Here is a 23,626-nt window from a genome sequence, read left to right as displayed (position 1 = left end):
CCAGAGCGACTACCGTGCCCTGGGCTTTTGCGGCCGCAGATAAAAACCAGAAATAAGCGCAATCAGCACCAGCATCAACGCCAGGCTGGGATCACCTTTAGGCAGCATGAATTGATAAAGGCCAGCGCCCATCGAGAGCATCGACCCCATGCACAACACAAACCAAACAGTTTTTTTAACCCGCTTCACGATCTGATGACGTCCCTTCCACAGATAACTTCAACGGCACCACTCAGAACGACCAGGCCGGGGGGACGACAATGTATCGGCCGCACTGTTGCACGGCAAACCCGAAAACCATCCCCGCCCCACAGCGCCTTCGTGCTTACGCCTTGAAGGTCAAGATCGGCGAAAACCGCGCCATCACCGATACCGTCCCTTCTTCCACCTGGGAACGAATCACCTGTCCAATTTCCTTGTAGGCCCCTGGCGCCTCTTCGATCATCCGCTCTTCCTTGGTGGTGATGCACTCAACGCCCTGCAAGCCGAGGAAAGCCTTATCCTTCTTGGCCTTGAACACGATCTCGCTGCGCGACATCGAGCGCCCGGCGCCGTGACTGGCCGAACGCAGCCAGCGCTCATTGCCCAGCCCGGTGAGCAGGTAGGAGTCATGCCCCATGCTTCCCGGAATCAGCAGCGGCTGCCCGGCATAGGCCGGTGTCGCGCCTTTGCGATGCACATTGCCGCCCTCTTCGCGCAGCACGATGTTGTGCGGCACATCGACAATCAGCGGCGCTTCGATGCCCGCGCCAAACACTTGCCGGGTACGCTGGCGGACCATTTCCGCGATCAGCGCGCGGTTGGCGTCGGCGTAATGGGCGGCGCTGTGCATGGCCAGCAGGTACTCATCAGCCATCTCGCCGAACAGGGCGAATATCTTCGAGTCGGGATGCTTGATACCTTCTGGCCACAAGGCCTTGGCCTTGTCCATCCAGCGTCGCCCCACATAGAAGCCCACGTCCCGGGAGCCGGTGTGAATCATCATCACCACCTGCCCCACGGACAGGCCCTGAGCAAAGCAGGCCTGACGATCCACCAACTCGGTGACCACCTGGATCTCGACAAAGTGGTTGCCGCCACCCAGGGAGCCCAGGCCCGGGTCGCGAAGGATTTTCCGCGAGCGGTCCTGCAGGGCTTCAGGCGCATAGTCGGCGCTGCCGCGGGCGAACGACGACTCATGCAGGCCCGACAGCTCTCGCTGCAATTGGGCGAAATCCGCCCCGGCGAACAGCCCGATGGGGTCCTGCTGCTGCACCTGGGCCCAGAAGTCCCCCAGTCCCGCTTGAAACAGCGCGGTCATGGCCGTTGGGCTGGTGGGAATGTTGCGCGTACCCTCCAGCAGATCACCACGTACCAGGGCGGTCCACTTGGCTTTCTGCGCCATGAACTGTTCGTAGTTCAGCCCCAGCTTATGCAGGCGCATGCCGCAATTGATGTCGGTGCCGATGGCTTGCGGCACCACCATGTCGTGGCTGGTGACAATCACACTGCCCACCGGGATCGGGCTACCGGTGTGGAAGTCCGGCGTGGCGCAGGCGCACTTCACTTCACCGCCATGGGGGTGGGCGACCTTGGCGAAATCCATCAGTTGGAGGATGGCTTTCTCTTCGATGGCAAAGCTATCGGGCAGCAGCAGATCCACCTTGAGCCCGGCGTCATTGATCGAAGAGATAGAGAGGGAATTGGAATTCAGGCGTTCGATGGCCACCCCGGAACGGGCGAGCTTGTGCTGAATTCTTTTCAGAGGAGTCTTGGTCATTTTCAACTGCTTTTCTTGGACGCAACAAAACAACCACCCTTTTGGTGGCTGGAATTGTCTGGTCAGCAGCGAAACTTAGACGGCGCGGATAATGGGGAATGACGGCGTGGATGTAAAGAGCCGGGGAGCAATTATTTGACGAGGCGCCTGCCTGGCGACGTGACGTCAGTGTGGCTTCGGCCCGCCTTTCCACGGCGTGTAAAACACGCTGGCATGGATCGGCGGCACCTTGCCCTGCTCGAGCGCAAAACCCAGTATCTGCCCTGGATCCTAAGGCCGCTCGCTGGTTGAAAGCCAACGACAATTGCCGGCGATGACCATCGCTCCTCCAAGCCGGCGATTGTCGCCAAAGCTGTAAAAGCTTCTCCAGGCGCCCGGCAAAAACGGGTTACCCTGGCGCTCCCCACCCGCTCATCGCCCCAAGCAAGGAAGCTCCATGACCCGCGCCATCACTATCATCTGCGACAACTTCGCCGACTGGGAAACCGCCCTGATCAACGCCACCGGCCGTGGCTACTATGGCTTCGACTGCCGTTACGCTTCCCCCAAGGGCGCTATCGTGACCTCCATGGGCGGCCTGCGGGTGACCCCGGACCTGGCGTTGGAAGACATTCGTCTGGACGAAGTGGATCTGCTGATGGTTTGCGGCGGGAGCGTCTGGCAAAGCGACAAGGCGCCGGACATCGGCGACCTGCTGCGCGCCGCCCAGGCACGCCACCTTGTGATCGCCGGCATTTGCGACGGCACCCGCGAATTGGCTCGGGCCGGGGTGCTGGACGCGGTGAAGCACACCTCCAATTCGGCGGCCAACCTGCTGGCAGTCGGTTATGCCGGCGCCGCGCACTACCAGGATGTGCCCCACGCGGTAGCGGACCAGCGCGTGATCACCGCCCCGGGCAGCGCTCCAGTGAGTTTCATGGCGCAGATTCTCGGCACCCTGGGCATCAACGACGACAACCTTCGCGCCTACCTCGGCATGCATGCCGCCGAGCACCAGCAGAAGATCTGACCTCTCCCTTGTAGGAGCCGGCTTGCCGGCGAAAGCGATCTCACGGCTGCTTTAGCTGGCAAGCCAGCTCCTACGGGACTTGGGAGCGCAAGATCGACTCATACTGACCGCTCTCCGGGGTGAAGCAGACGAAGTGGTTGGCGCCTTCCTTCTGTACCCACAGGCGCCCACACCGCTCACATTCATAAACCGTCGAGATGGAGGACAGATAGACACTGGTGAACTTGTCCCCGAAGAATTCCATTGGCCCGGGTCGCCAGTGCCCATTGCCATAGTGTTGCTCAAGCAACTTATCGACCTTACCGGCGCTCGCGGCATCCAGCAGTTCATTGGCCAGAAGGGAGGCATCGGCGAAAAAGCGCTCTTCATGCTCATCACGCAGCAACGCAGCCTTATAGGGCAAATCGTCGGTCTGATCGATGATGATGTGTCCGCATCTGCAGGCTAGCTTGCTCACTGGGCACCTCGTTATTCAGCGAGCGGGGATTTTAGCTGAAGCAGGTCGACATTCGGCAAGCGCTCAAGGCTCGGCGACATTTACGCTCAGTATCTTCTCCAGCCGTCTCACCTCCTCCGACAACAACGGAGCAGGCGGCTCCATGGCGTGCTGACTGGAAACCTGCACCACAGGTGCGGGAGGCTTGGGCTTGGCGGCGCCGCTGCGAACCGAGCCATTCTGGGCAAACAGCGCTTCATCCAAGCATTTTTCCCACACGCCCTGGCTGGACAAGAGCAGTTCCCACTGCTTTGACTCAACCTTCGTTCCGATCGCATCGCACCCAAGGAGGAGGGACATGCCAGTGAACGCATCGCTCGCCGCCTGTACACCTGGCTGGAGGCAAAAGCCCTGCGTGACAGGGCATGAACCTGGGCCTGAACCTCTGCGCTCAAGCCACGCAACGGCATAGCACCTTACAGCGCCAACTCCAGGACTTCTCCCGTCAGGCAGGCACCTGCCGAGACAGCTGGACCTGGGTCACGCGGCGCTCTTCCACCGCCATCACCTGAATGTTCCAGCCCTCCCATTCCAAGCGGTCGCCCTTGACCGGCAGACGGTCCAGCAGGCTCATCACCAGCCCGGCCAGGGTCTGGTAGTCCTCGGTAGGCTCGGCGCCAAAGCCGGTACGCTGGCGCACCTGGGGCAGGTTCAGGGCGCCATTGACCAGGAACCTACCCTCGTCTTCCACCACATCCGGCCCTTCGACCTCGCTGGCATCCGGCAGCTCGCCGGCAATGGATTCGAGAATGTCGGTCATGGTCAGGATGCCCATGAAGTCACCAAACTCGTTGATCACGAAGGCGATGTGGGTCGACGCCTTGCGCATCTGTTCCAGGGCGTTGAGGATCGAAAAACTGTCCAGCAGGTTGATGGTCTTGCGCGCCAGGTGCTCAAGGTTCGGCTCGTTGCCGGCCAGGTATTCCTTGAGCAACTCCTTCTTGTGCACGAAGCCCAGCGGCTCATCCACCGCACCATCGCGAATCAGCGGCAGGCGCGAATAGGACGAGTGCATCAACTTGGTCCGGATGCTTTCCGGGCTGTCCGTGAGGTCGATGGAGTCGACCTCGGCGCGCACCGTCATCAGCGTACGGATCGGCCGCTCCGCCAACTGCAGTACGCCGCTGATCATCACCCGTTCGCGGCGGTCGAACAGCTCGCTGCTCGGTGCATCACCGTCTTCCAGCAAATCGGCGATTTCCTCACCCACCTCTTCTGCCGCCAGCTTGCGGCCACCCAGCAGGCGCATCACTGCATAGGCCGTGCGCTCACGCATCGGGCGCAGGCCCTGCATGGACTTCTTGCGGCGGGCCCGGGCGATCTGGTTGAACACCTCGATCAGAATCGAGAAGCCGATGGCCGCGTACAGGTAGCCCTTGGGAATATGGAAGCCCAGGCCTTCGGCGGTCAGGCTGAAGCCGATCATCATCAAGAAGCCCAGACACAGCATGATCACTGTCGGGTGTTCGTTGACGAAACGGGTCAGCGGCTTGCTGGCGACGATCATCACACCGATGGAAACCACCACCGCGATCATCATCACCGACAGATGCTCCACCATGCCCACGGCGGTAATCACCGCGTCCAGGGAGAACACCGCATCGAGCACCACAATCTGCGCCACGATCGGCCAGAACAAGGCGTAGGTGGCACTGCCGGCACGCTGGCTGACATGACCCTCCAGGCGTTCGTGCAGCTCCATGGTGGCCTTGAACAACAGGAACACACCACCGAACAGCATGATCAGGTCGCGGCCGGAAAAGCTCTTGTCGAACACCTCGAACAGCGGCTGGGTCAGGGTCACCATCCAGGAGATGCTGGCCAGCAGGCCCAGGCGCATCAGCAATGCCAGGGACAGGCCGATCAAGCGGGCGCGGTCACGCTGCTCCGGCGGCAGCTTGTCCGCGAGGATGGCGATAAACACCAGGTTGTCGATGCCCAGCACCAGTTCCAGGATAATCAGGGTCAAAAGGCCAAGCCAGGCCGTGGGGTCTGCGATCCATTCCATAACGACGACTCAAGTTCTCCAGAAAATTCAAACGGCCAGGCGCGACGAAGCACCAAGGTGCAGGACAGGTGCAACCTGGGTGACGGGCTGGTCAGTGCGGGAAGTGGCAAAGGCCGGGGACGTGCGGCCGGGAGAATGATTGCCTGAGCGTCTGCGTCTCAATGGGGCCGGATGGCGCGAGAAGTCATGGGGCAAAGCGAAGAAAGAGCGCCGACTGGGGGGCTCCGAGAGCGTGTTCATGCAAGTCCTGAGTGAAAAAACGGAATTGGAGATTACAGGGGCGGCGGCACTTTTCCCCAGCGGGAAATCATTACAAAAGTTTATCCGGGACACCCCCTCAAACCGCCTACACCCGCTCGGCAATCTCGATGAGGTTCAAGTCCGGGTCCCGCAGGTACACCGAGCGGATCGGTCCCGTGGCTCCGGTGCGCGCCACCGGGCCTTCGATGATCGGCCAGTTGACTCGGCGCAGATGGGCAATCACCTGCTCCAGGGGCACGCTGGCGATAAAGCACAGGTCCAGCGCCCCCGGTACCGGCAGGTGAGCCTTGGGTTCGAATTCCTGGCCACGCACATGCAGGTTGATCTTCTGCTGGCCGTACTTGAAGGCCTTGCGCCCTCCGGCAAAGGTTTGCAGTTGCATACCTAGCACCCGAACGTAAAAGTCCTCGGCGGCCACAGGATCGATGGTGGTCAGTACCAGGTGGTCAAGTTGGTCGATCATCGAGGACGCAGCTCCTGAAGGAAGAGAAATAGCCCGGCGGATTATGCTCGCCGGGCGCAGTGCTGAACATGCCGTATCAGGCCGAACGCCGGTACTCGCGCTTGACCTGGTCGATGTAGCGCACCACCGCCGGCGCCTGCTCAAAACGCCGGTAAATCAGCGACAGCCAGGACGACGCCGAACTGCCACCGATGGGCCGGTACACCACATGGGGCAGGCTCAAATGCCCCACCACCGACTCGGGCACCACCGCCACGCCCTGACCCAGGGAAACCAGGGCCAGCACCGCCACCAGGCCGCCGGGCTGGGCACCGAGCTTGGGGGCATAGGCCCCCTGGGCCGCCACTTGCAAGGTGCCGCTGATCTGCTCAGGAAGGATGAAGGTTTCATTGAGCAGGTGCTCGGAGGCGATCTGCGGCAGCCGGCACAGCCAGGACTCGGCGGACAGCGCCAGGACAAACCCCTCGGCGTCCAGGCGAATGGCCTCCACGCCGTCGGGCAGGGTCATGGGCGAACGAATGTAGCCGACGTCCAGGCGTCCGTCGGCAATTCGCGCCGGCAGGGTTGCCATCGGACACTCGCGCACATTCAGGCTGACGTCCGGACAGTCACGACTGAAGCTCTGCACCTGCTTCTGCAACAACCCGGAATACACCGACGAGGCCACATAGCCCAGCTCGATGTGGCCGATCTCTCCGCGCCCGGCGCGCTGGGCGTTGCGCTGGGCGAACTCGAACTGGCGAACCGTGGCTTCGGCTTCCAGGAGCAAAGTGGCACCGGCCTCGGTGAGACTGACCTCGCGCTGCTGGCGCAAAAACAGCCGCGTACCGAGGGTCTTCTCCATGTCCTGGATCTGTCGGCTCAAGGTCGGCGGGGCAATCCCCAGTTGCTCGGCCGCGCGGGTAAAATTGCGCTGCCGGGCCACCGCCAGGAAGTAACGAAAGTGACGAATTTCCATAAAAGGCATTAGCTCAAAGGTAACGAACTGACCGCCAGCAGCTAACAAAGACCCACAAAGGCCAGGATAAGCTGAGCGGACCTTCACAGTAGAGAGCCTTTGCCATGCGCGTCAAACCACTGATTCTGGCAATGATCGCCTGCTGCTACCTGCAGAGCGCCGTGGCCGCAGAGATCCAAGCCAACGTTGCCCACAAAGCAATCCTGCCTTTGAACAGCCCCCCAATCCCGCTCAAGGCCGGCCAGCAAACCACCCTGGCCAAAGGCTGCCCCTGTGCAGTGGTCATCCTCGATGACGGGGTACCGGTGGTGGCGAGCATCGAACTGACAGCACTGTCCATCCTCAGTCGGCGGACAGCGTCATGAGCCGCCTCATCAATCCCCGCCTGACCCTGCTGACTGCTTCCGGGGTCTGCTCGCTGATCGTCCTGGACACCAACATCGTCGCCGTGGCCCTGCCGAGCATCGCCCGCGACCTGGGGGCCAACTTCGCCGATATCGAATGGGTGGTCAGTGCCTACATGCTGGCCTTCGCCGCCCTGCTGCTGCCGGCGGGCAGCCTGGCGGACCGCTTCGGACGCAAGAGGACCCTGCTCTGCGGCCTGGGCCTGTTTATCCTCGCCTCCCTGGGCTGCGGCGCCGCCCCCAACGCCCTGCTGCTGGACCTCGCTCGGGCCCTCAAAGGCGTGGGCGCAGCGCTGTTGCTGACGTCGGCCCTGGCCTCCATCGGCCATACCTTCCATGACGAAGCGGAGCGGGCCAAGGCCTGGGCCTTCTGGGGGGCCTGCATGGGCATGGCCATGACCGCCGCGCCCACGGTCGGCGGCTTGATCACCGAATACTTCGGCTGGCGCTGGATCTTCTACTTCAACCTGCCGGTAGGCGCCCTGCTGCTGTGGAGCGTGCTGCGCAACGTGCCGGAATCCCGGGATACCCAGGCGGCGCGCCTGGACCCCTGGGGCAGCCTGGCCTTCAGCGCCAGCCTGCTGTGCCTGATCTGGGGCCTGATCGAAGCCAACCGCATCGGCTGGAGCCACCCAGCCACCTCCACCCGCCTGTTGGCCGGAGTGGCGCTGCTGGGGCTGTTCGTGCTGATCGAGCGCCTGCAACGCCGGCCCATGGTCGATCTGCAACTGTTTCGCCATCCGCGGTTCATCGGCGCCCTGCTGGGCATGTTCGCCTACGCCGGCTGTGCCCAGGTGATGATGACCCTGCTGCCCTTCTACCTGCAGAACGGTCTGGGCTTCTCCGCCATTGCCTCAGGCCTGGGCATGCTGCCCTTTGCCCTGACCATGCTGATCTGCCCACGCATCGGTGCCCGCCTCGCCGGGCGCTACAGCCCCGCCGCCCCGATGGCCGCCGGGCTGACCCTGGTGGGCTGCGGCAACCTGCTCAGTGCCTGGGCGGTGCATGCCGGGGGCTACCTGAGCTTCGCGGCGGCGATTGCCGTGACCGGTGCCGGGGCCGGCCTGCTCAACGGCGATACGCAGAAAAACATCATGGCCTGCGTGCCCCGGGAACGCACCGGCATGGCCTCGGGCATGAGCACCACCATGCGCTTCAGCGCCATCATGCTGGCCATCGGCGTGTTCGGTGCGCTATTGGCCAGCCATACCCTGCAACGGCTGCAAGGCAGCCTCAGCCAGGTGCCCGGGCCTTGGCTGGCCCAGGCGCCGGACATCGCCTCGCGGGTGGTGGCCGGGGATATGCAGGGCGCCTTGGCGAACCTGCCGGAAAGTGCCCGCGCCCTGGTTGAACCCCTGGCCCTGCAAGCCTTTGTCGGCGGCTTCGGGTTGGTACTGACGGTGGCAGGCATTCTCGCCCTGCTTGGGGCCCTGGTGGTGGGCCGGTTGATGCGCAACCCCCTGCCCCAGGCCCAAGGCCTGGTGCTGAAAACCCAATGAAGCATGGGGATGCCGATTGGCTCTCTGGGCCGCCGCCAAGGTGGGCAGCGGCCCGCTGCTTGCAATTTCAGAACAATAAACAAATGGCTTGAACAACAAATGGCCGGCTAAGGTACGGCCTTCAGCAGACGAGGTCAGTGTGAAGCCTACAAACGTGATTGTGGTCGGTGCCGGCATTGTCGGTGCATCCATCGCCTACCACCTGGCCAGACAGGGCGCGCAGGTCACGGTGGTCGAGCAAGCCAGTCCCGGTTCTGGGGTCACTCGCCATTCCTTTGCCTGGATCAACCCCCACGGCGAGTTCCCGGCAGCCGCTCGGCCGCTGCGCTCCCTGGCGCTGGCGGACTATCGACGCCTGCAGCAGGAGTTGCCCCAGTTGCAGATTCAATGGACCGGAGCACTGACTTATGCCGAAACCGGCCCGGACTCGACAGACACCGATACCCAGGGGCCGATGTCGTCCGCCCATTGGATCGACCGTGACCGGATCGGTGAACTTGAACCCAATCTGCAGGAACTACCGCAACGAGCCCGGTACGCCCCCGGCGAAGGCAGCCTCGACCCGGTAGCCACCACCCAGACGCTGCTCGAAGGGGCCCGGGCCCACGGCGCCCGGGTGCTTACCCAGACGCCGGTACAGGGGTTGCTGGTGGAGGGCCGGCGCGTGCTTGGCATCACCACTGCGGCCGGGCCTTACCTAGCCGAGCATATCGTCCTGGCAGCGGGCTGCGCCACCCCTGCCCTGTTGGCGCCCCTGGGAATCCAGCTGCCGGTGCAGGCCTCGCCGTCGATCCTGATCCGCTTCGATGCCCCGCGCGGCCTGGTCAAGACCCTGGTTTCCAACCGCCTGCTGGAGATTCGCGAAGCGGCGGACGGCAGCCTGCTGGCGGCGGAAGACTACATCGACGACAGCGGTCCTCAAGGGCCCGAGGCCATAGCGCAGCAAGCCATGGCCTCGATCCGCCGCCTGTTCCGCGGCGCCGAGAAGATAGCCCTGCGCAGCGTTGAGGTCGGTCAACGCCCAATGCCCTGTGACCAGTTGCCGATCATTGGCCCGAGCCAGCAGTACCTGGGCCTGTACCTGGCGGTGATGCATGCCGGGGTGACCCTGGCGCCCACCGTCGGCCGCCTGGTCAGCCAGGAGTTGCTGCTGGGCCAATGCTCTGCCGAGCTTGCCTCGTGCCGCCCGGCACGTCTGGGCTGACGGGGTTCAGCGGGCTCGTCATCGGGCGTCCGTTCTTCGAATCAAGCCACCCGTGAGCTTGAGCCGGGTCATGACCTGAGTGGCTCAGCCATCCCTGGCTCCTGGTTGCGGACAGCAAAGTCAGGTCCGGAAATTTCAAGCGACTTTCCAGACTCATCCCATATTAGTTTTTGCGCCCCCTTTGCTAGGTTGAGCGCCACTTTGCACCCGGGCCAGGTACGGCGCGGGTCTGGCCTCTCTCAAGCTTAAGGATGAGCCTATGTTCGCGCCGGCCGACACTGCGCATTTCGTGCTGTCCATCCCTGCCGTTCGCCACGACTTCAAGGTGCTGGCCTTCAAGGGCCGCGAAGCCATCAGCGAGCTGTATGCGATCCACATCGAGCTGGTTTCGGACAATCCCAATGTCGATCTGGAAAGCCTGCTCAACCAGCCGGCGTTCCTGCAGTTCGGCCTCAAGGGTGAAGGCATCCACGGCCTGATCGACGACATCGAAATCGGCGACAGCGGCAAGCGCATGACCCGCTATCACCTGATCCTGCGTCCTCACCTTTATCAGTTGCAGCACCGCCACAACCAACGGGTCTATCAGAACCTGACGGTGCCGCAGATCATTGCCAAGGTGCTCAAGGAACACGGCATCCTCGCCGACCAATACCGCTTCAACATTGCTCCCAAGCCTTCAGTACCCAGGGTGTATTGCGTGCAATACGGGGAGACGGATTTCCAGTTTGTGCAACGCCTGTGCTTCGAAGACGGCATTCACTGGCACCACGAACACAGCCTCGACCAGCACCTGCTGGTATTTTCCGACAACCAGACCGACTACCCGATCCTCGCCACCGTGCGCTATCAGCAAGGCAGTGGCCTAGCCGCCGAAGACCCGGTGGTCAGCCATTTCGCGGTGCGTTTCAGCACCCGCACCAGCCAGGTGGTGCGCCGCGACTACAACCTGAAAAAGCCCGACCCGCGCAGCGCCTCCAGCGGCGCCCCGCTCGATCCGGTGCCCAGCACCCTGCACAGCTGCGCACAGAGCGAGGCGCTACCAATCCTTGAGGACTATCGCTACCCCGGCCGCTACAGCACTGGCGCGGTGGGCCAGCAACTGAGCCAGATCGCCCTTGAAGGCCATCGCGCCGATTACCAGTTGGCCAAGGGGCAGAGTGATCTGTCGAGCTTTCGCTGCGGCCATCTGGTCACCCTCAGCGAGCACCCGCGCGGCGAATACAACCAGATGTGGCTGCTGGTCAGCGTTGAGCATGAGGGTCGACAACCGCAGGTGCTGGAAGAGTCGGTCACCAGCGACGACCGCCACGGCGGCTTTACCCAGGGTTACCGTAACCGCTTCAGCGCCATCCCCTGGGACACCTTCTTTCGGCCGCAAGAGCCCGCCCCCAAGCCCCGCCTGAGCAGCCAGACCGCGCTGGTGACCGGTCCTGCCGGTGAGGAAATCTGGTGTGACGAATTCTCACGGATAAAGATTCAGTTTCATTGGGACCGCGAAGGCGAGCGCAACGAGTTCTCCAGCTGCTGGGTGCGGGTGGCCACCAGTTGGGCCGGTGAAGGCTTTGGCCACGTGATCATCCCGCGGATCGGCATGGAAGTGCTGGTCAGCTTTATCGGCGGTGATCCCGAACAGCCATTGGTGACCGGCTGCGTACCGAACCAGCACACGCCCGTGCCTTATCCGTTGCCTGCAAACAAGACTCGCAGCGTGTTCAAGACCCGCAGCAGCCTGGGCGGCAATGGCTCCAACGAGTTGCGCATCGAGGACAAAAAGGGCGCCGAAGAGATCTACGTCCACGCGGAGAGGGATCAGAACATCGAAGTCGAACACGACGAAACCCACTGGGTCGGACGTGATCGCACCAAGACCATCGACCGCCACGAACGTGATCGCATCAAGCGCAACTGGTCGATCAATGTCGACTGCTTCAAGACCGAGACCATCAACCTGGCCTCTCTGCAAAACGTCGGGCTGGCCAAGATGATGAACATCGGCACGGTCTACAGCCAGAACGTCGGCCTGCACATGAACACCCTGGTGGGAATCAACCAGAGCACCCAGGTGGGCCGTAGCCAGAGCACGGTGGTGGGCACGTCCTACAGCCTCAAGGTCGGCGATGGCAGCGTGCAAAGTGCCGCACCACCTGCGGGTGAGGAGCCTGCGCCGGAGGCCAGCGGACCAGGATCGAGCATCAAGCTGGACGGTGAAAGCATCACCTTGCAGGTCGGACGCTCGAGAGTGGTGATCACCGATGCCGGGATCTACCTCGACGGACCGGACATTCATCTGGTGGCAGGCAACACGGTCAACGCCGATGCCCCCGCAGACGTGCACCTCAACAGCGGCACCGCACAACCGGCGCCGAACCTGCCGGTGGACGCCGAAACCACCCAGCTCAAAGGCCTGGATGTGACCGATGCCATGCCGCTCTTGATCGACGGTAGCTGGTGATGGGCGTCATCCACATCGAGAACCACACCGGGCTGCCACACCTGCTGTATGAAAAAACCACCCCGGCGGGCGTGCCCATGGACATTCTGGTGATTCGCGGCACCTTTGACTTTGCCCAGGGCTTGGCCATGCCCTTGAGTGCAGATCAGAGCGCGATTGTCCTCGGCGATCACTTCGATGGACCGATAGCCACTTTTCCCTTGCAGGCGGTGATCGCCGAAGAAGGCGATCTGCTGTTGGGCAAGCCCGGCACCGATGTGCTGCTGCAAGGCAGCGTGCACAGTGCTGAGGGGCAGTGGCGCACGAACTGGCCGGTCGAGGTGCAGGTCGGAGCGGTGCGCAAGAACTTGCAGGTCCATGGCCCGCGCACCGTGCACAAGGGGCTGATGGGCTGGACGCTGAGTGCCCCCGATAAAGTGGAAAAGGTCGCGCTGGATTACCGCCTGGCGTTTGGCGGCTGCTTCTACGACCCCGAGCCGTCACCCGGGCAGACGCCGATTCCCAGCGTCAGCTACCCCAGCAACACCGCCGGTTGTGGCTGGCTGCCGAGCGCGGCTGAATTGAACACCCTGGAGGCTTCGGTGCGCCAACGCATCGAGGCACAGATCGCGCAGTTGGACAGCCTGCCCGCCCCTCAGATTGAAGACCCAGCACATCCCTACAAAGCCCCCTCGCAGCGTTTGCAGCCCGTGGGCCTGACCGCGCTGGCGCGCTGGTGGCAGCCGCGCGTGGACTTGCAAGGCACGCTGGACGCGCAATGGCTCGCTGAACGCTATCCACTGCTGCCGGACGACTTCGACCCACGCTTTTACCAGAGCGCCCCGGCCGATCAGGTGGCCGTGCCCTATCTGACCGGTGATGAGAGCGTGCGGCTCAAGGGCTGCCTGAGCGAGGGTGACTACCTCATGCAGTTGCCCGGAGTTGCACCGCTGGTGGTGTGTGAAAGCGCGGACGCTGAGCCCTACGTCAGCGTACCGGTGCTCGACACCCTGCGCCTTGACCTGGACCAGCGCCAGGCCGTGCTGCTCTGGCGCCTGCCCGTGACGGCGGGTATCAGCCAGATAACCATGGCGCTGGTTGGCACCGCCGCGTTGCCAGGGAAGGCTTGAACATGACGGACAGATTGACGATCTCCGACAGCGCCGATGATGCGGCAGCGGAACAACGCTTGATGGATGAGCGCAGGCTCAGTGAGTTGCAGCAGCTGAAAGCTGAGCTGGACGCGCAAAAAGCCGCCGCCACTCAAGCGGTAGCCGCCGAGTCGGCGCCGGTGGATAGGGACGCGGCCGCCACCGCCAAAGGGGGCAGCAAGCGCCACGTCGCCCATGACAGCAGTGAATGGCAAGCCGTGTGCAGTGTGCCGGACTTCTGCTGGGTCGGACCGGTGGTGGTGGCCTTTGACTCGTTCGCGACATTGGACAAACCGGTGCTGGCTTCCAGCGACGTCAAGGCCCGTGGCACCAAGGTCTATCGGCTGGGTGACCTCTTCAATCAGGTCCAGGCCGATGCCGGCGCACATGTGGTGGCCGGCACCTCGCTGGGCGCGGGCAACGTCAAGCTGCTGGAGGGCCACGGCAACGTCAAGGTCAATGGCCTGCCGCTGGCCCGGCATGACAGCGCCTGCCTGATCAACTGCAACGCCGCCGGTGTAGGCGGCACCCTGGGCAAGATTGTGACGACGGCCCAGTCGGCCACTGCGGTTGCCAGCGAGACGAGTGACCTGGCCCCTCCCGGAGAACGCACCAGCGAACGCCTGCAAGCATTGGAGGCCGAGCGCGAAGCCCTGAAACAGCAGCAACTCGACATCGATGGGCTGGATAAGTACATCGATTTTGACGGCTGGAACAAAAGCGCCGATGAAGGCATCGCCAGCATCAAGCAAGGGGCGGTGCTGAGCTCGACGCCCATGGGTCCGCTGATTGCCCATTACTTTCCGGCGGTGGCGGACGCCGATGCGCAAGTCACCCGGGGCGTAACCGGGTTTGCCAAAGACACGGTCATGGGAATCGGCGAACTGGCCTACACCGGGGCCAAGCATCAAGCCAAGAGCCTGCAGAGCAACTACACCGCCGATGGTCTGCGCGGCCGTGCCTTGGATGCGCAGATCCTCGCGGAGAACATGCGCCTGGGCAACATCACCCCGGGGACTGTCGGAACAAGCATCAGCAACGGAGCCAAGGCCGTGGGTTCTGCCTTGGTCAAACCAGTCACCGATGCCTGGTCCAAGGGCAATCACATCGAGGCCGTGACCCGGGCGGGCGTGGAGATCCTGACCTTGCCCTGGACGCTGTTCAAGGCAGGCAAGGCTGCGGAAGCGGCCAAAGCCGCCAATGCCTTGAAAAACGCCAACCGCACTGAAACCGTCGCCCATGCCGGCGACGGCGTTCACGTCAGACCCCAAGGTGCCGCCCACGGCAGCGCAGAAGACGTGAAAACCGGGAGGACCTCCGACAGCGGCAAAAACTGCGAAACCAGCAAATGCAGTCTTGAAGGCGAGCCGGTGGATGTCGCTACCGGTGACTACCTGCAAACCTGGCCGGTGCTGGAGATTCCCGGCAGCATCCCGCTGAAACTCTCGCGCCTGTACCGCTCACGGGCCAATTTTCGCGGGTTGCTGGGGTTTAAATGGGCGGACGATTGGTCCCAGCACTTGGTGCTCGATCACCAGCGCATTACCTATCACACGGTCGACGGCAGCACCCTGGACTACGAGGCGCCGGACGACGAAGTCCAGGCCCATAACCGACGTAACGGGCGCTACCTGCTCAGCGGCCAACGTTCGGGCACCTTGCGCCTGTATGACCGCGCGACCCAGCAGACCCTGAGCTTTGCCCACAGCCCGAACCACACTCGCCCCCTGACCGCGATCGAAGACAGCAACGGCAACCGCATCCGCTTTATCTACGGTCCACAGCAACGGGTGCAGCGTATCGAGCACAGCGACGGCTATCAGTTGCACATCGAGCTCAGCAGCACAGGCCATCTGACAGGCATCACCCTGCACGACAGCGAACAACACCCGCGCCGCTTGCTCAGTTGCCGCTATGAGCAACACAGCATGCTGACCGACTGCGCCAGCCATCAGTTCGGCACCCTGTATCACGCTTACGACAACGCCGGCCACATGACCCAGTGGCACGACACCGACAAGACCCATTTCCACATTACCTACGACGCCAAAGGGCGAGTCATTCGCACCCATGCCGACAGCGGGCATTACACCGACCGCTTCGAGTACCACGAGGCCAACCGCTGCACCGACTACCACGACGCTGAAGGCGGTAGCAGCCGGCACTACTACAACAGCGACTTCCTGGTGGTGCGCAAAATCGATGCGCTGGGCCACGAATGGCTGACCGAGTGGGACGAATACACCAACAAGGTCGCCACCACCGACCCTCTGGGTCGCACCACCACCTACCGCTACAGCGACTTCGGCGAGCTGCTGACTCAGATCAACCCGGACGGCACCCGGCACACCTTTGACTACAACACCCAAGGCCTGCTGACACGCTACGTCGCCGGCGACGGTGTCACCTGGCAAATGGCGTACGACGCCCAGGGCAACCTCAGCAGCGTCAAAGACCCCGATGGGCGTACCACCACCTACCAACACGGGGCCCATGGCGAGTTGCTGAGCCAGACCTGGCCGGAGGGCACCCAGACCCTTTACCGCTACGACCGCAAACAGCGCCTGAGCGAAATCCAGCAACCGGACGGCCAGATCAGCCGCGTACAGCTGGACACCCTGGGCCGCCCTCTCCAACAGCAAGACGCATTGGGCCAGATCACCCGTTATGCCTACCACAGCCAGCACGCCCATCCCCGAGGTTCCCTCAGCGGCGTGACCCTGGCCGATGGCACCGAACAACACTGGGCTTACGACAGCGAACACCGACTGGCCAGCTTCATCGATGGCGAAGGTCATCGCACCCGCTACGCCTACGGCGCCTTCGACCTGCTGGAAAAGCTCACCTACCCCGGCGGGCAAAGCCTGACCCTGGGCTACGACAGACTCACCCGCTTGACCCGCCTGACCAATGGCGTCGGCGACGTGTATCAATACGCCTACGACAAGGCCGGGCGCTTGATCGCCGAACGCGACTTCGCCGGCACCCTCACCCGCTATTGCTACAACGCCGTCGGTTGGCTCAGCGAAAAACACTGTGCCGACGGCGCCCGCGTGGCCTACCACTACGACATCGCCAGTGCGCGCCTGCTGAACATCGCTCACTACCGGGCCAACGGCGAACTGAGCGAACAGACCGAGTTCAACTACAACGACGTCGGACACCTGATCCGCGTCAACAGCCCGGGCGCCCATATCGAATACCAACGCGACGCCGTGGGCCGCTTGCTCAGCGAACGCATCAATGGCCGCCTGATCGAACACCAGTACGACCCCGCCAGTGGCCTGCCCATCGGCCAGCAAGCCGGTGCCATCGCCGAACAGGCCAACGCCCAGGAAGCCTTCGCCGCCCTGCCCCAGGTGCAGTGGCAGCACGACCGCAATGGCGGCCTGGCACAACTGCTGATCGCCGGCCATGCACCGCTGCAGATCAGCCGCGACGCCCTGGGCCGCGACATTCAGCGCACTAGCGCCGCCGGCTTCAACCTGCATCAGCACTACAACAGCCTCAGCTTGCTGACCGAGCAAAAGGCCGGCGCAGCAGCGACCTCCTTTGTCGAACGCCACTACCGCTACGACAAAGCCTTCAACCCGATCCAGATCGACGACAACCGCTGGGGCCAGAGCCACTACCGCTACAACGCCAACCAGCAACTGATCGCCGCCCACCTGGGCCAGGGCCAGCCACAGCAATGGCTCTACGACAACGCCCTCAACCTGCTCAGCGAAGGGCAGATCCACAGCGCAAAAGGCATGGGCGTCAAGGCTGAGCAAAAAGGCGGGCGCGTGGTCAAATCCGGGGCCCACCGCTACCGCTACGACCCCTGCGGCCGCCTGGCCGAAAAAATCGTCGACCGCCACGGCTTCCGCCCCCAGCGCTGGCAATACCGCTGGAACAACGACAACCGCCTCACCGACCTCTACACCCCCAACAACGAACACTGGCGCTACGAGTACGACGCCTTTGGCCGCCGCACGCGCAAGTTCAACTTCAGCCGCAGCAACAAACGCAACTCGATCTACGCCCACAGCGAACAACACATCATCGGCGAGGAATACCTGTGGAGCGGCGAACAACTGCTCGAAGCCGCGCCCATCTACGCCGACGGCACCGTCGCCTTCGAACACGCCACCCGCTGGAGCTACGCCCCCGGCGGCATCACCCCACTGGCGCAACAACAAGGCGACAAACTCTGGTACATCGTCACCGACCACCTCGGCACGCCCCGAGAGCTACTGGACGAAAGCGGCCAACTGGGCTGGAGCAACAGCCCCAACGTCTGGGGCCAGGCACGGCTATGGCAAGCCGCGAATGACGAGTTCGCCAGCAGCAACGTGGTGCCGATCAACAAGACCACCTGCCCGATTCGCTTTCCGGGCCAGTACTACGACGAAGAGAGTGGGCTGCACTACAATCGGCACCGGTACTACGATCCGGAGACGGCGCAGTATTTGAGTCCAGATCCGATAGGACTCGCGGGTGGGATTCGGCCGCAGGGGTATGTGGATAATCCGTTGAGTTGGGTTGATCCACTGGGGCTGGCTGGGTGTAGTGCATATAAAGGAAAACTCAGTAGCAAAGCTTCCGAAATGAAGCCATTAGTTAGAGGAAGTAAAGAATGGAATCAAGCGATAAAAGATTCGAAAAGCGCTCTTGCTAATGGTGATAAATTCCAGGTTAAAGTGCAGTCAAGTACTGACGCAAAAGCATTTTTACAAGAGTCTCAAGGCAACATGAACCGTTATAAAGCCCATACACAAAGTGCACGTGCTGATGGTATTCCAAAGTACCCTAAAGGTTATGAACAACATATGGGGCCGGAAGGCGGATTCGGCGACTCACCACATATCAAGTGGTACAACAATGAAACGGATGGTCATATTTTCTATGATATACCGAATTAATGATGAAAAATAATTATTCATTTGAGCTTCTTACGAGAAAGGAAATCTACTCTGGTTCGAACAAGAGTGATTTGTTCTTTTCTATGTTGGAGTTAACCAAGTGTGGTGCTATATACCCAGTGGATACGTTTGTCGAGCTGGAAGATAAACTGTCTGACAATCAATATTACATCGCCCACAATCTTGTTTTTCGCAAAGGAAAAAAGGTTTTATTTAATGGTGAATTAGTCGTTTCATACAGGAACGATTTGATTGATTTTTTAGCAAAATCAATCGAAAGCAATGACTTGAGGAATCTATTGATATCACCAGTTTTCGATGAGTCCCCCAGTTATGTTGTATCTATTAATGATGAGTCTTTTTATTTTTTCATATAAACTGTAACCAATAAAATGCCGGTGGATTATTTTGCACTTTCCGGCATTTCTATTTATAGCCTTGAAGGATTTAAAATATCCATATGTTTAGTTACTTTTGCCCGATTCACCACCTGACAGGGCATCACGCTGATATCCAGCGGTTGCCCGGTCAGGCAGCTTTGTGTCAGCCAGTCAACGCCGACATGCGGCTGAGCGCCCACCTACAATAATAACCGTTTAATCTCCGCCTCATCGGTGGCAAGGGTAATTATCAGTCCATTCCGGTACTTTTCTATCTTAAATACAGCGCCGGGCGTAAACCCTGCTCTAATAACATCCTCACCATCGATAATCAGCTCGAAAATAAACTCATCGGTGGTGGTGCCTGTTATATTAACGCCGTTCATACATGATCCCCACCTGAATAATTAATCTACCCTGTTCAATATTCACCATTACTGGCTGGCCAGTTAAAAAACCGTGCTACTCCAAACCAATACCCCTTAATAATCAGTTGTGGTGCGGGCTTTTTAGTGCCGCCATTGGGGCAATACCCCCCCGGCAATAACGTTCTGCTTTAGCCGATTTATTTATAGCAGCGTCTGACTTAGAATCGTGCTTAGCTATAGTAACTACCTCGTTTAGTTACTTGTGGTGAGCGGGGTTGTTGTACTGAGAACACTTCAATTGGGCCAGGGCCAGCCACAACAGTGGTGCTACGACAACGCCCTCAACCTGCTCAGCGAAGGCCAGATCCACAGCGCCAAGGGCATGGGCATCCATGCCGAACAACAAGGCGGGTGCGTGCTCAAGTCCGGGGCCAACCGCTACCGCTACGACCCTTGCGGCCACCTGCTGGAAAAAATCGTGCACCGCTACGGCTGCCGCCCCCAGCACTGGCAATACCGCTGGAACAGCGACAACCGCCTCACCGACCTCTACCCCCCCAATAACGAACACTGGCGCTACCAGTACGACGCCTTTGGCCGCCGCACACGCAAGTTCAACTTCAGCCGCAGCAACAAACGCGGCATGCACTACGCCCACAGCGAACAACACATCATCGGCGAGGAATACCTGTGGAGCGACAAAAAACTGCTCGAAACCTCGCCCATCTACGCCGACACCATCGCCTTTGCACCCATCGCCCACAAGAGTGACCTCACTTCCTCAGCCATTCCCTTACCATCCCCTAGCCCCCACCTAAAGAGTTCGTAAAGACTGCCCGGCCGCCACTGACCCAGCCAGGCAAATGCGCTTCAATTCTCCTTGAGCAAAGCCTGAAACGCCCGGAGAAGCCCATGAGTAAGCTTGCCCGCTATCTGCAGGTCGAGGACATCCTCCTCGACGTCAATGTCTCGAACAAACAGCGCCTGTTCGATCAGGTTGGCCAGCATCTTCAAGAAACGCGGCAACTGCCCGGCGATTGGGTCACGGCCAGTCTGTGGCGCCGGGAACTGGCCGCCAGTACCGCCATCGGCGATGGTGTGGCTGTGCCCCATGCGCGGCTCGCCGAGCTCGACAGCATCCATGCGCTGTACCTGCGGCCGCAGACCGCCATGGCCTTTGCCGCACCCGACCAGCAGCCGGTGAGCGATATCCTCGTGCTGCTGGTGCCCGCCCCCGCCGATCAGCAACACCTGGAACTGCTGGCGGACACTGCCCGGCTGTTCTCCAATCCACGCTTTCGTCAGGCGCTGCTGCGGTGCCACGATGCGTCGCAGGTCAAGCAACTGGTTGACCACTGGTAGTCCCCCAAAGGTCCTGGTCCGAGGTGCTGGCCAGGTGGTGGGGCTTCCAGGTCTAAAATGCTCGCCTCAAAAGGCTGCAAGAAGGCCCCGACTGTCCGTTACCAACATGCGGCCCGAGGCTATTGCCCCGTCACCTTCCTGAAGCGCAGATTGCGTGCCACGCTGCTGGTCAACACGGCACCCTCCTCGGCAAAGCTGATCACCCCCAGTTCACCGGCGCGAAAGCGCTCCGTCGTCAGCGGCTGCAAAGGGTAGCTGTGCTGGCCGATACGTACGTAGAGCTTGCCTTGCCGGGGGTAGACCTTGAGCTGTCCGGGGCTGGTTTGCAGGGCGTAGAGGCCGACATAACGACGAATATCCTCGGGTTTCCAAGCCGGGGCCAGGACGTAGGTCGAGGCCGGGTTGTTGCTGACGATCCGTGCCCCCGGTGCCGCTGCGAGATAGATCGGGATGCCGTCGTTGTCCGCCACCATCAGTTGATCGCTCTGGCGGAGCAACGGCAGGACCTCATGAAAGGTGTCCAGGACAAACCCCTTGCCGGTGCGTTGCAGCTGGAACTGATGACCGAGATCATCCAGGTAGGTGCCGGCCACCAAGGTATTCAAGAACGCCTTGGGCACCGCCTTGATGCTCGGCGGCGGCGCCGGAATGCCCGTGTCCCGGGGCAACCAGGACGGGCCCAGCAGGACATCCAGCAAGCGATGCCCGCGCTCCGACGCCTCCCCTTCCGTGCTGTTGCACAGGACCACAGTGGCCACATCCAGCTTCGGGTACCAGGCCACATCGGTGCTGAAACCGGCCCAACTGCCGCTGTGGGACACCTCTTGCAGGCCCCGGTAACTGCGGTTGGCCAGGCCCATGCCGTAATAGCCCGGGTCACCGTCGTTGAAGGGCTCGGTCTGGCGCATCTTCTCCACCAGCGCCGTGCCCCCGACCCGCCCCGTGGACAGGTTGCGCAACCACAGCATCAGGTCCGCCACAGTGCTGTGCACCTGACCGTCGCCGGTCTGTTCCCAGCGGGCGTCCACGGCTTCGGGGCCCTTGGACGGCTCGTCCTGTTCATAGCCCTGGGCCAGGTTCGGCAACTGCACCGGGTACTGATCGACAATGCTCGAGCGACTCATGCCCAGGGGCTCGAACAGATGGGCTCGACTGTAGTCCTTGAGGGGCATGCCGGCGGCTCGCTCGGCGATGCTCGACAACAGTACATAACCGCTGTTGCTGTAGCTGAATTCGCTGCCGGGGGGAAACACCAGGGCGTTCTGCTTGAACAGCAGATCCAGGGCCTGTTGCTGGGTGAAGCGCTGGGTCAGGGGAATCCCCGCCAACTCCGCCAGCAGCATGTAGTCCTGCAGGCCCGAGGTGTGGTGCAGCAGATGACGGATCTGGATGCCCTCGGCATAGGCCGGCAGCTCCGGCACAAAGCGCCGGATCGAGTCATCCAGATCCAGGCGGCCTTGGGCTTCTAGCTCAAGGATGACAAAACCGGTGAACTGCTTGGACACCGAGGCCAGGTTGAACAGGGTATCGGCCTGGATCGCCCGGCCCGTGGCCAGCTCGGCAGCGCCATACCCTGCGCTCCAGATCGTTTTGGCGCCGCGCATCACCCCGGCGGCGCAACCGGGCTGGTCAGGCTTGATGTCGTCGAACACCTCGTGAAACGCCAGAGGCTCGGTGGCATGGGCCAGGGGCATCGCGCCCAAAGTGCTGATCAGCAAGGTTGCAAGCATGGAACGCATGGGGGTTTTCCTCTGGTCACGTCGATCCTTCAGGCTCCTTGGGAGGCTCCTCGGAAGGCGCACCAGTATCACCATCGCAAACATTGGAATCTGTCTGCAGTCAGTGATTTTCTGTGAATAAACGTGCAGGGATATGAGGCGCTGCAGGCCCGGGAACAAAGCCTGCAAAAATGCCGTTATCATCCACCGCTCGAACGCCATCCTCACCGCGTCCCTCGACCCGGCCCCACTTTCACTCGATGGAACCTGCCATGCACCTGCTGTATCCCAGCGACCCGTTCGACCCCAAACGCCCGGACGAGCACTACCTGGACGAGTACGAGGCGGTGCTGGCCGCTGGCCTGAACGCCTCGCTGTTCTCTTTCGAGGATTTCGAAAGCGGCCGTTTCAAGGCTTCCCCGGCCCTGCCAGCCGACGAGCCAGTGCTCTACCGCGGCTGGATGTTGACGCCCGAGGGCTACGGCGCACTGCTCGAGCACTTGCACGCCAAGGACGCCAAGGAGTTCACCTCCCAGGCCCACTACCGGCACTGCCATCACCTGCCAGAGTGGTATCCGCTGCTGGCCCGGTACACCAGCGAGACCCGGGTACTGGCGCCCGACACCGACTTTATCCAGGCACTGGCAGACCTGAACTGGCCGGGTTATTTCATCAAGGACTACGTCAAGTCGCTGAACACCGGCAGCGGCAGTCTGGTGGATTCGCCGGCAGACATAGCCCCATTGGTAGAGCGCATGCGTCAGTATCGCGGCCAGATCGAGGGAGGCATCTGTGTCCGGCGCCGGGAGGACTACCTGGAGGACAGCGAACGGCGCTACTTCGTGCTCAACGGCAAGGCCCATGCTGCACAAGGCGAGGTGCCGGCACTGGTGAACGAGTGCGCTGCGCTGATCGACAGCCGGTTTTTTTCGGTGGATGTGGTCTTGCGGGCCGACGGCGTGCTGCGTCTGGTGGAACTGGGAGACGGTCAGGTATCGGACCGCAAGGAGTGGTCGGCGCAGCGCTTTGCCGCCATGCTCGGCGCTGCCGACTGAGCACTGCGCAGCGCAGCAAGCACCGCAGCCCCGCCTGCAAAAAGGCCCGGATCACCGCACCGCCATCGATATAGGCCCGCTTCCAGCCTTCGCCCCGCAACTGCGCCACCAACTCCGCCGGCTGCGCGGCGCTGATGCGCAGCTTGTTCCGCAGGTGCTGCGGCACATCTTCAGCCGCAAGGCTGCGGCTCAT

The 23,626-nt window shown here is 61.8% G+C and carries 19 protein-coding genes; 10 read left to right on the top strand and 9 right to left on the bottom strand.

From position 1 onward, the window contains the following. Positions 1-9: 9 nt before the first annotated feature. Both PQT43_RS10810 and PQT43_RS10805 read right to left on the bottom strand, forming a co-directional pair. Positions 10-189, bottom strand: coding sequence for a hypothetical protein (locus tag PQT43_RS10810; RefSeq protein WP_267268445.1), 180 nt, complete (start codon positions 187-189; stop codon positions 10-12). Positions 190-325: 136 nt separating this feature from the next. Beyond that, positions 326-1,759 carry an RtcB family protein gene (locus PQT43_RS10805; RefSeq protein ID WP_102881514.1) on the bottom strand — a complete coding sequence of 478 codons (1,434 nt, stop codon included), beginning with the start codon at positions 1,757-1,759 and terminating at the stop codon, positions 326-328. 436 nt (positions 1,760-2,195) lie between these two features. Here PQT43_RS10805 and PQT43_RS10800 point away from each other — a divergent pair, with 436 nt between their 5' ends. Next, on the top strand, positions 2,196-2,768 hold the full coding sequence (locus PQT43_RS10800; RefSeq protein ID WP_110653748.1) for a type 1 glutamine amidotransferase family protein: 573 nt from the start codon (positions 2,196-2,198) through the stop codon (positions 2,766-2,768). Positions 2,769-2,838: 70 nt separating this feature from the next. Here the strand turns inward: PQT43_RS10800 and PQT43_RS10795 are convergent, their stop codons facing one another. The 5 genes from PQT43_RS10795 to PQT43_RS10775 all read right to left on the bottom strand — a co-directional run bounded on the left by PQT43_RS10795 (position 2,839) and on the right by PQT43_RS10775 (position 6,954). Beyond that, complete coding sequence (locus PQT43_RS10795; protein ID WP_267268446.1) at positions 2,839-3,225, bottom strand: hypothetical protein; 387 nt, start codon at positions 3,223-3,225, stop codon at positions 2,839-2,841. Between the two features lie 63 nt (positions 3,226-3,288). Further along, positions 3,289-3,564 carry a hypothetical protein gene (locus PQT43_RS10790; RefSeq protein ID WP_267268447.1) on the bottom strand — a complete coding sequence of 92 codons (276 nt, stop codon included), beginning with the start codon at positions 3,562-3,564 and terminating at the stop codon, positions 3,289-3,291. Between the two features lie 145 nt (positions 3,565-3,709). Then, positions 3,710-5,272: a TerC family protein gene (locus PQT43_RS10785; protein ID WP_110596715.1), complete on the bottom strand. Its 1,563-nt coding sequence runs from the start codon at positions 5,270-5,272 to the stop codon at positions 3,710-3,712. 346 nt (positions 5,273-5,618) lie between these two features. Next, positions 5,619-5,996: a VOC family protein gene (locus PQT43_RS10780; RefSeq protein WP_253085422.1), complete on the bottom strand. Its 378-nt coding sequence runs from the start codon at positions 5,994-5,996 to the stop codon at positions 5,619-5,621. A 76-nt stretch (positions 5,997-6,072) separates the two neighbouring features. After that, the gene (locus tag PQT43_RS10775) at positions 6,073-6,954 is read right to left on the bottom strand and encodes a LysR family transcriptional regulator (protein ID WP_272753856.1); all 882 of its coding nucleotides are present in this window, start codon (positions 6,952-6,954) and stop codon (positions 6,073-6,075) included. Positions 6,955-7,058: 104 nt separating this feature from the next. Between PQT43_RS10775 and PQT43_RS10770 the strand changes: the two genes are divergently transcribed. The 6 genes from PQT43_RS10770 (at position 7,059) to PQT43_RS10745 (ending at position 18,550) form a co-directional block, all read left to right on the top strand. After that, positions 7,059-7,319, top strand: coding sequence for a hypothetical protein (locus PQT43_RS10770; protein ID WP_253085421.1), 261 nt, complete (start codon positions 7,059-7,061; stop codon positions 7,317-7,319). Then, entirely contained in the window at positions 7,316-8,857 is a 1,542-nt protein-coding gene (locus PQT43_RS10765; protein WP_267268450.1) for an MFS transporter, read from the top strand. The genes PQT43_RS10770 and PQT43_RS10765 overlap by 4 nt, the downstream gene beginning before the upstream one ends. A 139-nt stretch (positions 8,858-8,996) precedes the next feature. After that, entirely contained in the window at positions 8,997-10,061 is a 1,065-nt protein-coding gene (locus PQT43_RS10760) for an NAD(P)/FAD-dependent oxidoreductase (protein WP_267268451.1), read from the top strand. Between the two features lie 259 nt (positions 10,062-10,320). Beyond that, complete coding sequence (locus PQT43_RS10755; protein WP_267268452.1) at positions 10,321-12,516, top strand: type VI secretion system Vgr family protein; 2,196 nt, start codon at positions 10,321-10,323, stop codon at positions 12,514-12,516. Next, a complete protein-coding gene (locus PQT43_RS10750) occupies positions 12,516-13,625 on the top strand; it encodes a DUF2169 family type VI secretion system accessory protein (RefSeq protein ID WP_272753854.1) in 1,110 nt (369 codons plus the stop codon). Before PQT43_RS10755 ends, PQT43_RS10750 begins: the two co-directional genes overlap by 1 nt. A 2-nt stretch (positions 13,626-13,627) precedes the next feature. Next, positions 13,628-18,550: an RHS repeat-associated core domain-containing protein gene (locus PQT43_RS10745; protein WP_267268454.1), complete on the top strand. Its 4,923-nt coding sequence runs from the start codon at positions 13,628-13,630 to the stop codon at positions 18,548-18,550. A 580-nt stretch (positions 18,551-19,130) separates the two neighbouring features. Here PQT43_RS10745 and PQT43_RS10740 read toward each other — a convergent pair. After that, entirely contained in the window at positions 19,131-19,316 is a 186-nt protein-coding gene (locus PQT43_RS10740) for a hypothetical protein (protein ID WP_267268455.1), read from the bottom strand. A 247-nt stretch (positions 19,317-19,563) separates the two neighbouring features. Between PQT43_RS10740 and PQT43_RS10735 the strand changes: the two genes are divergently transcribed. After that, positions 19,564-20,127, top strand: a complete 564-nt coding sequence (locus PQT43_RS10735; RefSeq protein WP_267268456.1) for an RHS repeat domain-containing protein — start codon at positions 19,564-19,566, stop codon at positions 20,125-20,127. Between the two features lie 83 nt (positions 20,128-20,210). Next, complete coding sequence (locus tag PQT43_RS10730) at positions 20,211-20,660, top strand: PTS sugar transporter subunit IIA (RefSeq protein WP_170004087.1); 450 nt, start codon at positions 20,211-20,213, stop codon at positions 20,658-20,660. Between the two features lie 119 nt (positions 20,661-20,779). On the opposite strand, the gene PQT43_RS10725 is transcribed toward PQT43_RS10730, so the two are convergent. Beyond that, entirely contained in the window at positions 20,780-22,399 is a 1,620-nt protein-coding gene (locus tag PQT43_RS10725) for a serine hydrolase domain-containing protein (RefSeq protein ID WP_272753852.1), read from the bottom strand. Positions 22,400-22,650: 251 nt separating this feature from the next. Here PQT43_RS10725 and PQT43_RS10720 point away from each other — a divergent pair, with 251 nt between their 5' ends. After that, positions 22,651-23,433 carry an ATP-grasp domain-containing protein gene (locus PQT43_RS10720; protein ID WP_267268458.1) on the top strand — a complete coding sequence of 261 codons (783 nt, stop codon included), beginning with the start codon at positions 22,651-22,653 and terminating at the stop codon, positions 23,431-23,433. The last annotated feature ends 193 nt before the right edge of the window (positions 23,434-23,626 follow it).

Source organism: Pseudomonas sp. BLCC-B112, from assembly GCF_028550695.1.
GTDB lineage: Bacteria > Pseudomonadota > Gammaproteobacteria > Pseudomonadales > Pseudomonadaceae > Aquipseudomonas > Aquipseudomonas danubii.
The sequence above is the reverse complement of the archived record's forward strand: the minus strand, read 5'-3'. Positions and strand labels throughout refer to the sequence as shown.

What these genes read in the sequence shown, in the direction of transcription:
- PQT43_RS10805 (WP_102881514.1), bottom strand. Translation starts at nt 1,759, where the DNA reads ATGACCAAGACTCCTCTGAAAAGAATTCAGCACAAGCTCGCCCGTTCC.
- PQT43_RS10800 (WP_110653748.1), top strand. Translation starts at nt 2,196, where the DNA reads ATGACCCGCGCCATCACTATCATCTGCGACAACTTCGCCGACTGGGAA.
- PQT43_RS10790 (WP_267268447.1), bottom strand. Translation starts at nt 3,564, where the DNA reads ATGTCCCTCCTCCTTGGGTGCGATGCGATCGGAACGAAGGTTGAGTCA.
- PQT43_RS10785 (WP_110596715.1), bottom strand. Translation starts at nt 5,272, where the DNA reads ATGGAATGGATCGCAGACCCCACGGCCTGGCTTGGCCTTTTGACCCTG.
- PQT43_RS10780 (WP_253085422.1), bottom strand. Translation starts at nt 5,996, where the DNA reads ATGATCGACCAACTTGACCACCTGGTACTGACCACCATCGATCCTGTG.
- PQT43_RS10775 (WP_272753856.1), bottom strand. Translation starts at nt 6,954, where the DNA reads ATGGAAATTCGTCACTTTCGTTACTTCCTGGCGGTGGCCCGGCAGCGC.
- PQT43_RS10770 (WP_253085421.1), top strand. Translation starts at nt 7,059, where the DNA reads ATGCGCGTCAAACCACTGATTCTGGCAATGATCGCCTGCTGCTACCTG.
- PQT43_RS10765 (WP_267268450.1), top strand. Translation starts at nt 7,316, where the DNA reads ATGAGCCGCCTCATCAATCCCCGCCTGACCCTGCTGACTGCTTCCGGG.
- PQT43_RS10755 (WP_267268452.1), top strand. Translation starts at nt 10,321, where the DNA reads ATGTTCGCGCCGGCCGACACTGCGCATTTCGTGCTGTCCATCCCTGCC.
- PQT43_RS10750 (WP_272753854.1), top strand. Translation starts at nt 12,516, where the DNA reads ATGGGCGTCATCCACATCGAGAACCACACCGGGCTGCCACACCTGCTG.
- PQT43_RS10745 (WP_267268454.1), top strand. Translation starts at nt 13,628, where the DNA reads ATGACGGACAGATTGACGATCTCCGACAGCGCCGATGATGCGGCAGCG.
- PQT43_RS10740 (WP_267268455.1), bottom strand. Translation starts at nt 19,316, where the DNA reads ATGAACGGCGTTAATATAACAGGCACCACCACCGATGAGTTTATTTTC.
- PQT43_RS10730 (WP_170004087.1), top strand. Translation starts at nt 20,211, where the DNA reads ATGAGTAAGCTTGCCCGCTATCTGCAGGTCGAGGACATCCTCCTCGAC.
- PQT43_RS10725 (WP_272753852.1), bottom strand. Translation starts at nt 22,399, where the DNA reads ATGCGTTCCATGCTTGCAACCTTGCTGATCAGCACTTTGGGCGCGATG.
- PQT43_RS10720 (WP_267268458.1), top strand. Translation starts at nt 22,651, where the DNA reads ATGCACCTGCTGTATCCCAGCGACCCGTTCGACCCCAAACGCCCGGAC.